Source organism: Micromonospora sp. NPDC005163, assembly GCF_053599835.1.
The window spans coordinates 24,823-38,492 of the sequence record NZ_JBSFYP010000035.1 but is presented as its reverse complement, the minus strand read 5'-3'; the positions used below and the strand labels follow the sequence as shown (position 1 = coordinate 38,492).

Annotated in this window: 10 protein-coding genes; all 10 read right to left on the bottom strand. The window is 69.9% G+C overall.

Annotated features, from left to right (window positions below):
* Window positions 1–44: 44 nt before the first annotated feature.
* The 10 genes from rpsG to ACWD6N_RS22935 all read right to left on the bottom strand — a co-directional run bounded on the left by rpsG (window position 45) and on the right by ACWD6N_RS22935 (window position 13,646).
* The gene (rpsG, locus tag ACWD6N_RS22980; RefSeq protein ID WP_007465317.1) at window positions 45–515 is read right to left on the bottom strand and encodes a 30S ribosomal protein S7; all 471 of its coding nucleotides are present in this window, start codon (window positions 513–515) and stop codon (window positions 45–47) included.
* A 1-nt stretch (window position 516) separates the two neighbouring features.
* Window positions 517–891, bottom strand: a complete 375-nt coding sequence (rpsL, locus tag ACWD6N_RS22975) for a 30S ribosomal protein S12 (protein WP_014440718.1) — start codon at window positions 889–891, stop codon at window positions 517–519.
* A gap of 522 nt (window positions 892–1,413) precedes the next feature.
* Window positions 1,414–1,794, bottom strand: coding sequence for a hypothetical protein (locus tag ACWD6N_RS22970; RefSeq protein ID WP_387324650.1), 381 nt, complete (start codon window positions 1,792–1,794; stop codon window positions 1,414–1,416).
* Window positions 1,795–2,345: 551 nt separating this feature from the next.
* On the bottom strand, window positions 2,346–2,714 hold the full coding sequence (locus tag ACWD6N_RS22965; protein WP_387324573.1) for a hypothetical protein: 369 nt from the start codon (window positions 2,712–2,714) through the stop codon (window positions 2,346–2,348).
* Between the two features lie 94 nt (window positions 2,715–2,808).
* Window positions 2,809–6,699, bottom strand: a complete 3,891-nt coding sequence (locus ACWD6N_RS22960; RefSeq protein ID WP_387324571.1) for a DNA-directed RNA polymerase subunit beta' — start codon at window positions 6,697–6,699, stop codon at window positions 2,809–2,811.
* Between the two features lie 81 nt (window positions 6,700–6,780).
* The gene (gene rpoB / locus ACWD6N_RS22955; RefSeq protein WP_387324568.1) at window positions 6,781–10,212 is read right to left on the bottom strand and encodes a DNA-directed RNA polymerase subunit beta; all 3,432 of its coding nucleotides are present in this window, start codon (window positions 10,210–10,212) and stop codon (window positions 6,781–6,783) included.
* Between the two features lie 571 nt (window positions 10,213–10,783).
* Window positions 10,784–11,167, bottom strand: coding sequence for a 50S ribosomal protein L7/L12 (rplL, locus tag ACWD6N_RS22950; protein ID WP_354964801.1), 384 nt, complete (start codon window positions 11,165–11,167; stop codon window positions 10,784–10,786).
* A gap of 54 nt (window positions 11,168–11,221) precedes the next feature.
* Window positions 11,222–11,767 (bottom strand): 50S ribosomal protein L10, encoded by a 546-nt coding sequence (gene rplJ, locus ACWD6N_RS22945; RefSeq protein WP_354964802.1) that lies wholly within the window; start codon window positions 11,765–11,767, stop codon window positions 11,222–11,224.
* A gap of 347 nt (window positions 11,768–12,114) precedes the next feature.
* Window positions 12,115–12,804, bottom strand: a complete 690-nt coding sequence (locus ACWD6N_RS22940) for a hypothetical protein (RefSeq protein ID WP_387324564.1) — start codon at window positions 12,802–12,804, stop codon at window positions 12,115–12,117.
* Entirely contained in the window at window positions 12,801–13,646 is an 846-nt protein-coding gene (locus ACWD6N_RS22935; protein WP_387324561.1) for an ABC transporter ATP-binding protein, read from the bottom strand. The genes ACWD6N_RS22940 and ACWD6N_RS22935 overlap by 4 nt, the downstream gene beginning before the upstream one ends.
* Window positions 13,647–13,670 lie beyond the last annotated feature (24 nt).

The following is a 13,670-nucleotide window of genomic DNA, read 5'->3' as shown; positions in this document are numbered from 1 at the left end:
AACTGGTGGCGGTTCCGGCGCCCGAGGGCGCCGGAACCAGGGTGTTACCAGCGGTAGTGCGCGAAGGCCTTGTTGGACTCGGCCATCTTGTGCGTGTCCTCGCGCCGCTTGACGGCGGCACCGAGGCCGTTGCTCGCGTCCAGCAGCTCGTTCATCAGCCGCTCGACCATGGTCTTCTCACGCCGAGCGCGGGAGTACGTGACCAGCCAGCGCAGGCCCAGCGTGGTCGCCCGCGTGGGGCGAACCTCGACCGGAACCTGGTAGGTGGCGCCACCGACACGACGGCTACGCACCTCGAGGGTCGGCTTGACGTTGTCCATCGCCCGCTTGAGGGTGACGACCGGGTCGGTGCCGGACTTCTCGCGGCAGCCCTCGAGGGCCGCGTACACGATGGATTCGGCGAGCTGGCGCTTGCCACGGAGCAGGATCTTGTTCACCAGCTGGGTGACCAGCGGCGAGTTGTACACCGGGTCAGCGACCAGCGGCCGCCGCGGAGCGGGTCCCTTACGCGGCATGTCAGCTCTTCTCCTTCTTCGCGCCGTAACGGCTGCGCGCCTGCTTGCGGTTGCGGACACCCTGGGTGTCCAGCGAGCCGCGGACGATCTTGTAACGCACGCCGGGGAGGTCCTTCACCCGGCCGCCGCGAACGAGCACGATCGAGTGCTCCTGCAGGTTGTGACCGACGCCCGGGATGTAGGCGGTCACCTCGATCTGGCTGCTGAGCTTCACACGAGCGACCTTGCGCAGCGCTGAGTTCGGCTTCTTCGGGGTGGTGGTGTACACGCGGGTGCACACGCCGCGCCGCTGAGGGGAACCCTTCAGCGCCGGGGTCTTGGTCTTGCTCGTCTTTGCCTGGCGGCCCTTTCGGACCAGCTGCTGGATCGTGGGCACCGGGTTTCTCCGCTCCCTTCGGCCGCAGTGTTGCGGCCGCGCCGTCTGCTCGTTAGCCGGCCTGATGACCGGCTCTCCTACATTCCGGCCAGGGCCACCTTGCGGAGGTCCCGGCACCCGCGGTCGGGCGTGTCGCCCAACTCACGGTCCCGGTGCGGACGCTGGCGCGGACGTACCGGGTTCTGTCACCGGCACGCGAGTCGCCCCGCCCCGGATCTTTGGCTTGTCGTGCCGCCGTCCGGACTCCGGATCCAGCGCACGCACGAGTTGCCCGGGCACGCCCGGGCACAAGGGGAAAGAGTACCTACCACAGCCGCCCAGGTCAAAACGGAATGGCCCGGCGAACGTCTCACACCCGCCGACCGGATCTCGTCCTGCCCCGTCGCCCGCGATGGGCACCTACAGGCACAAGTGTACCGGCTTCTCCGGAGGAACCACCCGTCGCCCCCGAGGCGGGCACCGACGACCCGACGCGCGACCCGCGTCAACCAGGCCGGGCGCCCGATCGGAGGGTGACCGGCCTCACGCCAGGGAGATCGCCAGCGCCAGGCCCAGACCCAGCAGGCTCAGCAGTGCCCCCGCCGCCCCGCAGCTGATCCCCGCGACGGCCAGGCCCCGGCCGGTGAAGCGGACCGCCGGCGGTTGGGCCGGCCGGCGGATCTGCCGCTGACCGAGCAGGCCGGCGCCGGTCGCCGCCACCCCGGCCAGCACGCCGAGCACGGTGAACGCCCCGGACGCCCAGACCCCGCCGGCGTTTGCGCCGAGCGCCCCGAAACAGATCACCAGCAGCGAGACCAGGATCGACGCGATCCCGGCCAGCAGCGCCCCGACGGCCAGCCCCGAGGTGACCGGGGGCACATCCAGGTAGACGACACCGAACGGGGTGCCCGACACCGACTCCACCCGCTTCGGCGGCCGGCGCTGGTCGTCGGTGGGCGGCGGTGGCACCGGCCGACCCGGCGTCGGGACCCAGCCGGGGCCGTGACCCGGCATCGCCTGCCCCCATCCCGCCGGCGCACCGTGCCCGCCCGCCGGGCCGGACGACGGCTGCCCCCAACCGGGCGGCACCGGGTACGGGTGACCGGAACCAGGCGGGGTCGCACCCCAACCGGGCGGCGGCGCCCCCCAACCGGGGGCCGACGCGGGATGGGCCGGCGCACCCCAACCGGGCACGGTCGGGGGTGGGTTGCCCCAGTCGGGCGGCGTACCCGGGCCGGGTGAGGCTGCGGGCGATCCCGGCTGCCCGCTCGGGTCGGGTCGCGCCCAGCCGCTCGGCTCGGACCCGCCCGGGCCGGGGGCCGACGCGCCAGGGTGCCCGGCCGGATCGTCCGCCGGGGGCCGCGCCGGTTCCGTCACGAGGTCCTCCTGTCACAGGGCCGCCACCGCCGCACGGCGGACACCCGTCAGGCTACCGCCGGGGCGCCGCCGCCCCGACGGGCGCGGCCGCGGGCGGCTCAGTCCATGTTCGCGGGGTAGTCGTGGCCGAACGGCGCGCCGGCCAACCGGACCACCCCGATCACCACCGCGGCCACCATGCTGACCGCGGCCAGCGCCAGACCGGCCCAGGCCAGCCGCTCCCCTCGCCGCAGCCAGACGCCACCGGTCAGAAAGCCCCCCGAGGCGTACGCCTCCCGGCGCGCCTGCCGCGCCAGGTGGAGTGCCACCGTCGCGGGCACCACCCCGCCGATGAACAGGCCGGTCAGCATGCCGAGCAGCCCCAGCGCGAAGACCGCCCGCGCCTTGGTGGAGCGGACCGGGTCGGGATCGAGCGGGTGGCGCAGGCCCTGCTGCGCGACGGACACCTGCTCGGGTGCGGTCGTCATGCCTCCATCATGCCGAACCCGGTCCTTGGGTGGGCAGCTCCGGACGCGACGAGGCCCCCGGCGGATGCCGGGGGCCTCGTCGTGCGGTTGGTGCTTAGCGGTACGACCCGAAGTCGAAGTCGTCCAGCGGCACAGCCTGCCCGCTGGCCGGCCCGAAGCCGTAGTCGGTCTCCGGGTACCCGGTCATCGAGTAGACCTTGGCCTTGGCCTCCTCGGTCGGCTCCACCCGGACGTTGCGGTACTTGCTGATGCCGGTACCCGCCGGGATGAGCTTGCCGATGATCACGTTCTCCTTGAGGCCGACCAGCGAGTCGCTGCGCGAGTTGATCGCAGCGTCGGTCAGCACCCGGGTGGTCTCCTGGAAGGAGGCCGCCGAGAGCCAGGAGTCGGTGGCCAGCGAGGCCTTGGTGATACCCATCAGCACCGGACGACCGGCGGCGGGCTCGCCACCCTCCGAGACGAGCCGGCGGTTCTCCGACTCGAACAGCGCCCGGTCGACCAGCACACCCGGCAGGAACTCGGTCGAGCCGGAGTCGATGACCGTCACCCGCTTGAGCATCTGACGGATGATGATCTCGATGTGCTTGTCGTGGATGAGCACGCCCTGCGAGCGGTAGACCTCCTGGACCTCACTGGTCAGGTGGACCTGGACCGCCCGCGGACCCATGATCCGCAGAAGCTCGTGCGGGTCGATGGTGCCCTCGGTGAGCTTCTCGCCGACCGCGACGTGACCGCCGTCGTGGGTCCGCAGCCGAACCCGCTTGGAGATCTTGTCGTAGACGATCTCCTCGCTGCCGTCGTCCGGCACCACGATGATCTTCCGCGAGCGCTCGCCGTCCTCGATCCGGATCCGGCCGGGGGTGTCGGCGATGGGCGCCTTACCCTTCGGGACCCGGGCCTCGAAGATTTCCTGGACACGCGGCAGACCCTGGGTGATGTCCTCACCCGCGACACCACCGGTGTGGAAGGTACGCATCGTCAGCTGCGTACCCGGCTCACCGATCGACTGGGCGGCGATGATGCCGACCGCCTCGCCGACGTCCACGGTCTTGCCGGTCGGCAGCGAGCGCCCGTAGCAGGCACCGCAGACACCCAGCTTCGACTCGCAGGTGAGCACGCTGCGCACCCGGACCGTCTCCACGCCGGCGGCGACGATCTTGTCGACCCCGATGGAGTTGATGTCCTGACCCCGCTCGGCGACGACGGTGCCGTCCGGCCCCTTGATGTCGTCGGCCAGCGTACGGGCGTGCACGCTGGTCTCGGCGTGCTCGTGCACGACCAGCCTGCCGTCCTCCAGGCGCTCGCCGATCTGCATCGGGATCGCCCGGTCGGTGCCGCAGTCCTCCTCGCGGATGATCACGTCCTGCGAGACGTCCACCAGACGACGGGTCAGGTAACCCGAGTCGGCGGTACGCAGCGCGGTGTCGGCGAGACCCTTACGCGCACCGTGCGTGGAGATGAAGTACTCCAGCACGGACAGACCCTCCCGGTAGCTGGCCTTGATCGGCCGCGGGATGATCTCGCCCTTCGGGTTGGCCACCAGACCACGGATCGCCGCGATCTGCCGGAGCTGGAGCAGGTTACCGCGGGCACCCGAGTTGATCATCTTCCACAGTGGGTTCTCCTGCGGAAGCGCGGTGTCCATCTCCTTGGCGACCTCGTTGGTCGCCTTGGTCCAGATCTCGATGAGCTCGCCGCGACGCTCCTCGGCGGTCATCAGACCACGCTGGTACTGCTTGTCGATCCGGTCGGCTTCCTTCTCGTACTTCGCCAGGATCTCCGCCTTGCGCGGCGGAGCGATGACGTCCTCCATGCCGATCGTCACGCCGGACCAGGTGGCCCAGTGGAAACCGGCCTCCTTGAGCCCGTCCAGGGTGGCGGCCAGCGCCACCTTGGGGAAGCGCTCGGCCAGATCGTTGACGATCGCGGAGAGCTGACCCTTGCGGATCTCGTAGTTCACGAAGCGGTAGCCCTGCGGCAGCGTCTCGTTGAACAGCACCCGACCGAGGGTGGTCTCCACGGTCAGCGGCTCACCCTCGACCCAGCCCTCCGGAGCGGTCCACGGCTCGGCGCCGGCGCCGTTGTCGACCCCGATCACGTCACGCAGCCGGATCCGCACCGGCGCCTGCAGGTGCAGCTCGCCGTTGTCGAACGCCATCCGCGCCTCGGCGTCCGAGCTGAACGCCCGGCCCTCGCCCTTCTCACCGAGGGTGAGGTGGGTGAGGTGGTAGAGACCGATGACCATGTCCTGGGTGGGCATGGTGACCGGCTTGCCGTCGGCCGGCTTGAGGATGTTGTTCGACGACAGCATCAGGATCCGTGCCTCGGCCTGGGCCTCGGCGGACAGCGGCACGTGCACCGCCATCTGGTCACCGTCGAAGTCGGCGTTGAACGCGGTGCAGACCAGCGGGTGGATCTGGATCGCCTTGCCCTCGACCAGCTGCGGCTCGAAGGCCTGGATGCCCAGGCGGTGCAGGGTCGGTGCCCGGTTGAGCAGCACCGGGTGCTCGCCGATGACCTCTTCCAGCACGTCCCAGACGACCGGGCGCTGCCGCTCGACCATCCGCTTGGCGGACTTGATGTTCTGCGCGTGGTTGAGGTCGACCAGCCGCTTCATCACGAACGGCTTGAACAGCTCCAGCGCCATCTGCTTGGGCAGGCCGCACTGGTGCAGCTTGAGCTTCGGGCCGACCACGATGACCGAACGGCCGGAGTAGTCGACGCGCTTGCCCAGCAGGTTCTGCCGGAACCGGCCCTGCTTGCCCTTGAGCATGTCGGACAGCGACTTGAGCGGGCGGTTACCCGGACCGGTGACCGGCCGGCCACGGCGGCCGTTGTCGAACAGCGCGTCGACGGCCTCCTGGAGCATCCGCTTCTCGTTGTTGACGATGATCTCGGGCGCGCCGAGGTCGATCAGCCGCTTGAGGCGGTTGTTCCGGTTGATCACGCGGCGGTACAGGTCGTTCAGGTCCGAGGTGGCGAAACGGCCACCGTCGAGCTGGACCATCGGGCGCAGGTCCGGCGGGATGACCGGGACGCAGTCCAGCACCATGCCGAGCGGCGAGTTGCGGGTGTTCAGGAACGCCGCCACGACCTTGAGCCGCTTGAGCGCCCGGATCTTCCGCTGGCCCTTGCCGGACCGGATGGTCTCCCGCAGGCTGTCGGCCTCGGCGTCGAGGTCCATGTTCTGGACCAGCGCCTTGATCGCCTCGGCGCCCATGGAACCGGTGAAGTACTCACCGAACCGGTCGCGCAGCTCGCGGTAGAGCAGCTCGTCGGTGACCAGCTGCTTCGGCTCCAGCTTGCGGAAGGTGTCCAGCACCTCGTCCAGGCGGTCGATCTCGCGCTGGGCCCGGTCGCGGATCTGGCGCATCTCGCGCTCTCCGCCCTCCTTGACCTTGCGCCGGACGTCCGCCTTGGCACCCTCGGCCTCCAGCTCGGCCAGGTCGGCCTCGAGCTTGGCGGCCCGCTTCTCGATCTCCGAGTCGCGGCTGTTCTCGGACTGCCGCTTCTCGGCCAGGATCTCGTTCTCGATCGTCGAGAGGTCACGGTGACGCGACTCCGCGTCCACGCTCGTCACGACGTACGAGGCGAAGTAGATGATCTTCTCGAGGTCCTTGGGGGCGAGGTCCAGCAGGTAGCCCAGCCGGCTCGGCACGCCCTTGAAGTACCAGATGTGGGTCACCGGAGCGGCGAGCTCGATGTGCCCCATCCGCTCACGACGGACCTTGGAACGGGTCACCTCGACGCCGCAGCGCTCACAGATGATGCCCTTGAACCGGACGCGCTTGTACTTACCGCAGTAGCACTCCCAGTCCCGCTGCGGACCGAAGATCTTCTCGCAGAAGAGCCCGTCCTTCTCCGGCTTCAGGGTGCGGTAGTTGATCGTCTCAGGCTTCTTGACCTCGCCGTGCGACCACTGACGGATGTCGTCGGCGGTGGCGAGACCAATGCGCAGCTCGTCGAAGAAGTTGACGTCGAGCACTATGTCCCCTATGTCGTCGTCTGTACTGCTAATACTCGGGCGAGGTCGGGGGCCGGCAAGCCGGCCCCCGGACCGCTCACCTCAGACCTCTTCGACCGAGCTCGGCTCGCGCCGGGACAGGTCGATCCCCAGCTCCTCGGCGGCCCGGAACACCTCGTCGTCGGTCTCGCGCATCTCCAGGGCCACGCCGTCGCTGGACAGCACCTCAACGTTGAGGCACAGCGACTGCAGCTCCTTGAGCAGCACCTTGAAGGACTCCGGGATGCCCGGCTCCGGGATGTTCTCGCCCTTGACGATGGCCTCGTAGACCTTCACCCGGCCGAGCACGTCGTCGGACTTGATCGTGAGCAGCTCCTGCAGGGCGTACGCGGCGCCGTACGCCTGCATCGCCCAGCACTCCATCTCACCGAAGCGCTGACCACCGAACTGCGCCTTACCACCCAGCGGCTGCTGCGTGATCATCGAGTACGGGCCGGTCGACCGTGCGTGGATCTTGTCGTCGACCAGGTGGTTGAGCTTCAGGATGTAGATGTAGCCGACCGCGATCGGGTCCGGCAGCGGCTCGCCGGAGCGGCCGTCGAACAGCTGCGCCTTGCCGCTGGCGCCGATCAGCTGGTTGCCGTCCCGGTTGGGCAGGGTCGACGAGAGCAGACCGGCGATCTCCTCCTCGCGGGCACCGTCGAAGACCGGGGTGGCCACGTTGGTGTCCCCCTCGGACTCGTCGGCGCCGATCGAGCGCAGCTGCTTCTTCCAGGACGCGTCGTCGCCCTCGACCTTCCAGCCGGTCTTGGCGACCCAGCCGAGGTGGGTTTCGAGCACCTGGCCGATGTTCATCCGGCTCGGCACACCCAGCGGGTTGAGCACGATGTCGACGGGGGTGCCATCCTCAAGGAACGGCATGTCCTCGATCGGCAGGATCTTGGAGATGACGCCCTTGTTACCGTGCCGGCCGGCGAGCTTGTCGCCGTCCTGGATCTTCCGCTTCTGGGCGACGTAGACCCGGACCAGCTCGTTGACACCCGGAGGCAGCTCGTCGCCGTCCTCGCGGGAGAAGGTACGCACACCGATGACCGTGCCGGTCTCGCCGTGCGGCACCTTCAGCGAGGTGTCCCGAACCTCGCGCGCCTTCTCACCGAAGATCGCGCGGAGCAGCCGCTCCTCCGGGGTCAGCTCGGTCTCGCCCTTCGGCGTGACCTTGCCGACCAGGATGTCGCCGGGGACGACCTCGGCACCGATCCGGATGATGCCGCGCTCGTCGAGGTCGGCGAGCATTTCCTCGCTGACGTTCGGGATGTCGCGGGTGATCTCCTCCGGGCCGAGCTTGGTGTCCCGGGCGTCGACCTCGTGCTCCTCGATGTGGATCGAGGTGAGCACGTCCTGCTGCACGAGGCGCTGCGACAGGATGATCGCGTCCTCGTAGTTGTGACCCTCCCAGCACATGAACGCCACGAGCAGGTTGCGCCCGAGCGCCATCTCGCCCTCGTCGGTGCAGGGACCGTCGGCGATGACCTGACCGGCCTCGACGCGGTCGCCCTCGAAGACGACCGGCTTCTGGTTGACGCAGGAGCCGGCGTTGGAGCGGCGGAACTTGTGCAGCAGGTACGTCCGGCGGTGACCGTCGTCCTGGTGGATGGTGACGTAGTCGGCGCAGAGATCCTCGATCACACCGCCGACCTCGGCGACCACCACGTCGCCAGCGTCGACCGCGGCCCGGTACTCCATGCCCGTACCCACCAGCGGCGCCTCGGCCTTGACCAGCGGCACCGCCTGGCGCTGCATGTTCGCGCCCATCAGTGCCCGGTTGGCGTCGTCGTGCTCGAGGAACGGGATCATGGCGGTCGCGACCGAGACCATCTGCCGCGGCGACACGTCCATGTAGTCGACGGCGGCGGGGACCACGTCCTCGGTCTCGCCACCCTTACGACGACACAGGACCCGGTCCTCGGCGAACGTGCCGTCAGCCTTCAGCGGCGCGTTGGCCTGGGCCTTGACGAACCGGTCCTCCTCGTCCGCGGTCAGGTAGTCGATCTGGTCGGTGACCCGACCCTCGACGACCTTCCGGTACGGCGTCTCGATGAAGCCGAACGGGTTGACCCGGGCGAAGGTGGACAGCGCGCCGATCAGGCCGATGTTCGGGCCTTCCGGCGTCTCGATCGGGCACATCCGGCCGTAGTGGGACGGGTGCACGTCGCGGACCTCGAAGCCGGCCCGCTCCCGGGACAGACCACCCGGGCCGAGCGCGCTCAGCCGGCGCCGGTGGGTCAGGCCCGCCAGCGGGTTGGTCTGGTCCATGAACTGGGACAGCTGCGACGTCCCGAAGAACTCCTTGATCGCCGCCACCACCGGGCGGATGTTGATCAGGGTCTGCGGGGTGATCGCCTCGACGTCCTGCGTGGTCATCCGCTCGCGGACGACCCGCTCCATCCGGGACAGGCCGACCCGAACCTGGTTCTGGATCAGCTCGCCCACGGTGCGCAGGCGGCGGTTGCCGAAGTGGTCGATGTCGTCGGCCTCGTAGCCCTCCTCACCGGCGTGCAGCCGGCAGAGGTATTCCACGGTGGCGACGATGTCGTCCTCGGTGAGCGTGCCGGTGGTGATCGGCACGTCGACTTCGAGCTTCTTGTTGAACTTGTAGCGCCCGACCTTGGCGACGTCGTACCTCTTCGGGTTGAAGAAGAGGTTGTCGAGCAGGGTCTGGGCGTTCTCGCGCGTCGGCGGCTCGCCAGGGCGCAGCTTGCGGTAGATGTCGAGCAGGGCCTCGTCCTGGCCGGCGATGTGGTCCTTCTCGAGCGTGGTCATCATCAGCTCGGACCAGCCGAACCGCTCACGGATCCGCTCGGCCGACCATCCGATGGCCTTGAGCAGGACCGTGACGGCCTGCCGACGCTTGCGGTCGATGCGTACGCCGACCGTGTCGCGCTTGTCGATGTCAAACTCCAGCCAGGCACCCCGACTCGGGATGACCTTGACGCTGGAGAGGTCGCGGTCGGAGGTCTTGTCCGGCTGCTTGTCGAAATACACGCCCGGGGACCGGACGAGCTGGCTGACCACGACGCGCTCGGTGCCGTTGATGACGAAGGTGCCCTTGGGCGTCATCATCGGGAAGTCACCCATGAACACCGTCTGGCTCTTGATCTCGCCAGTGGTGTTGTTGGTGAACTCCGCGGTCACGAAGAGCGGAGCGCAGTAGGTCAGGTCCTTCTCCTTGCACTCCTCGATCGAGGCCTTGACCTCGTCGAAGCGCGGCGCCGAGAAAGAGAGCGACATGGTGCCGGAGAAGTCCTCAATGGGACTGATCTCTTCGAGGATCTCCGCGAGACCCGAGCGTGCGTGCGGGTCGTCCGCCGACCGGCCCTGCCAACCCTCGTTGCCGACGAGCCAGTCGAAGGACTCGTTCTGGATGGCAAGGAGGTTGGGGACCTCGAGGTGTTCGGTGATCCTGCCGAATGAAACTCGACGGGGCGCGAATGCGCTCGACGTACGACTGGTCTTCGCAGGGCGGGAAGCTGCCAAGATGCGTCCTTCCGAGGACCGGTGCTGCAGAACGGCTGGTACGCGTGCACTCCAATGACCCCACCAGAAATATCCGTAAACGGACATTTCCGAGCAGGGGTCAAGTCGGAAGGCAGCGCAAACTAGCAGTGTAGCCGAGAGGCTAACCGCTGTCCAGCCCACCCCGCAGGTCGTTGCGGAACGTGCCTCGGCCCCCGTGAACCGGGGGTCTGCCGGGCCGCTCGGAACGCAACGTTCCCGCTGGGCCGCTCGGGTTGCTGCGGCCGATGGTGCCGCCGCTTTCATTACCCACGTCGTGGCCGTCGCAAGCGCGGTGTCTTGCTGGTGTCAGCGTGCCTGGCAGCCCGGGGCCGCGTCAAGGGCCGGAATCCGGGTCGCGCCGTCTTTCCCACCGAAGGGCGACCCGCCGCGCTCGTTCGGGTCCTCCCGAGAGGGCGTCGGCGCCCAGCTCAGGACGGCTGTCGCCGGGTTCACCAACACGGCGGGCGGCGATCCGTGTCGGATCGCCGCCCGTCGCGACGCGATCGTGTCCCCGCTCGCCGAGCCGGGCACGCGCAGGTGGAACGTCAGGTCACTTGAGGGTGACCTTGGCGCCCTCGCCCTCGAGCTTGGCCTTCGCCTTCTCGGCGGTCTCCTTGTTGACCTTCTCCAGGATGGCCTTCGGCGCGGACTCGACCGCGTCCTTGGCCTCCTTGAGGCCCAGGCCGGTCAGCTCACGCACGACCTTGATGACCTGGATCTTCTTGCCACCGTCAGCCTCGAGGACGACGTCGAACTCGTCCTTCTCCGGCTCGGCCTCGGCGGCGGCCGGAGCCCCACCCGCGGCGGCCACGGCGACCGGGGCCGCGGCGGTGACCTCGAAGGTCGTCTCGAACTGCTTCACGAACTCGGAGAGCTCGATCAGCGTCATCTCCTTGAACGCGTCGAGCAGCTCGTCGGTGCTGAGCTTCGCCATGTCTGGCGTCCTTTCCTGGATCTGTTAAGTAAGAACTGGTGCGCCGGGAGGCCGTCAGGCCGCCTCGGCGCCCTCCTTCTCGCGCTTGTCCTGCAGGGCAGCCGCCAGACGGGCGGTCTTCGACAGCGGGGCCTGGAACAGGGCCGCGGCCTTGCTCAGGTTGCCCTTCATCGCGCCGGCCAGCTTGGCCAGCAGCACCTCGCGGGACTCCAGGTCGGCGAGCTTCGTGACCTCGGCCGCGGTGATGGCCTTGCCCTCGAAGACACCGCCCTTGATGACGAGCTTCGGGTTGGCCTTCGCGAAGTCGCGAAGCCCCTTCGCCGCCTCGACGACGTCGCCCGAAACGAAAGTCAGCGCGGTAGGACCGGTGAACAGCTCGTCGAGGCCGTTGATGCCCGCGTCCGTCGCAGCACGCTTCGCCAGCGTGTTCTTCGCGACCGTGTAGCTGGTGTCGGCGCCGAGCGAGCGCCGCAGCTGGGTGAGCTGGGAGACCGTCAGACCGCGGTACTCGGTCAGCACGGTGGCGCCCGCGTTGCGGAAGTTCTCGGTCAGCTCTGCGACGGCCGTGGCCTTGTCGGCCCGGATCGGCTTGTCCGCCATGTCCCTCCTCTCTCGTTACTCGAGGCTGGTCCCCGTCACGGCCGAAGCCGGAGCGGGGGCGGAGGCAGCACGACAACGAAAAAGCCCCGGCGCAGGGCGCACGGGGCGAGGGCCGGCGGATCGTCACGGTCGGCGGACCATGCTCACTGCCGAGTTACGCTTGCCGCCCTACGCGGGTCGCCCGTTGTCGCGGGACCTTCGACCGTGCCGAAGCACGGTGACCAGCGGTCTCTGGGTGGTTCCTCATCCATGAGAACACGGATGACGTTTGAAGAGTACGCGACCCCGTGACCAGCACCAAATCGCCCGGTGTGAGCCAGGCCACCGCTGCCTCGACTCCGGGCGCCTCAACCCCGGGCTCGCCGCCGCCACAGGTAGCCGCCGACCGCCGCGGCGCTCCAGGCCAGCGCCCAGGCGGTGAGCCCGAGCAGGGTGAGGACGGCGGCGTCGCCCGCCGTGGTCCGGGCTATCGCCATGATCGGCGGCGCCAGCCAGGGGGCCACCGACCCGGTCAGGCCGAGCACGACCGCGCCGACGCCGCCGAGGGCCAGCACCGCGACGCCGTACCCGGCGCCGCCCACGGAGGGCCGGCTGGCCAGCGCGCCGAGGGCCACCGCGGCGGGTACGACCAACAGATGCGCCCACAGCCCCAGCGCGACACCGACCGGCACCGATCGGTCCGTCGGGTCGACCGGACCGTTGACCCCGCCCACCAACCACGGGAAGGCCAGCGCGACGGCCACCGCGACCAGCGCCGCCACGCCGGCGGCGAACAGCCCCGCCAGCCGCTCCCGGGCCACCCCCACCGTCACCTGGGCGAGCCGGCGCTGCACGTCCGGTTCGACGTCCAGCAGGATCTTGGTCTGCCAGGCGAGCAACGGGAACAGCACCACCGCGGAGACGCCGTACGCCTCCGCCGGCTGGGACCGGCCGCCGCCGTACAGGATGCCGAGCGCGACGAGGCCGGCGAGCAGCGGCGCGACCGCCCGCCCGGTCCGCAGGAAACCGGCCAGTCGCAGCCGGACCAGGGCGATCATCGGGCCTCCCCCGCGGCGTGATCGACGGCCACGCCGACGCCGTCCACCGTCACCGGCTCGTCCGGTGCCGGGTCGTCACCGCCTGGTCGGGCCGGCGGCGGGGCGGGCCGGGCGTCGGCGCGTACCCGCAGCACCTGGTGGCCCTCGGCGCGCAACCGGGCGACGGTGCCGGCGACCCGCGCGGTCGGCACCGCGACCTCGATCACCGCGACCGTCCCGTCCGGCGCCGGGGTCTCCTCGACCACCGTGCCGTCGGCCACCGCCCAGTGGCGCGCGCCCGGCAGCCGAACCGTCTCGCCACGGTGGTCGCTGACCAGGACCGCCCCGCCGACGGCCAGAACCTCGTCGATCAGCTCGGGAACCAGGGCCCGGGTGGTGGCGTCCAGCCCCTCCCACGGCTCGTCGAGCACCAGCAGGCCCGGCGGGCGCAGCATGGCCTGGGCGAGGCCGACCTTCTGCGCGGTGCCCTTCGACAGCTCCGGAAGCCGGACCGCGCGGAACGCGACCAGCCCCAGCCGGTCGGTCCAGGCCGTCACGGCCGCGTCGGCCGCGGCCCGGCCCAGCCCGGCCGCCCGGGCCATCCCGGTCAGGTAGCGCGCCACCGTGAAGGGCTGGTCGGCCGGGAAGCGCTCCGGCACCCAGCCCACCCGCCCGGGCCGGTCGGTGACCCGGCCCCGAGCCGGCCGGAGCACCCCGGCGGCCACCTGGAGCAGGGTGGACTTGCCCACCCCGTTACGGCCCAGCACGACCGCCACCTCACCCGGACCGATCCGCACATCCACGCTCCGCAGCACCCACGGACCACGCCGGTGGTACCGAAACCAGACGTTCTCCAGCCGCATGCGGTCGAGCCTGTCACACCTCAG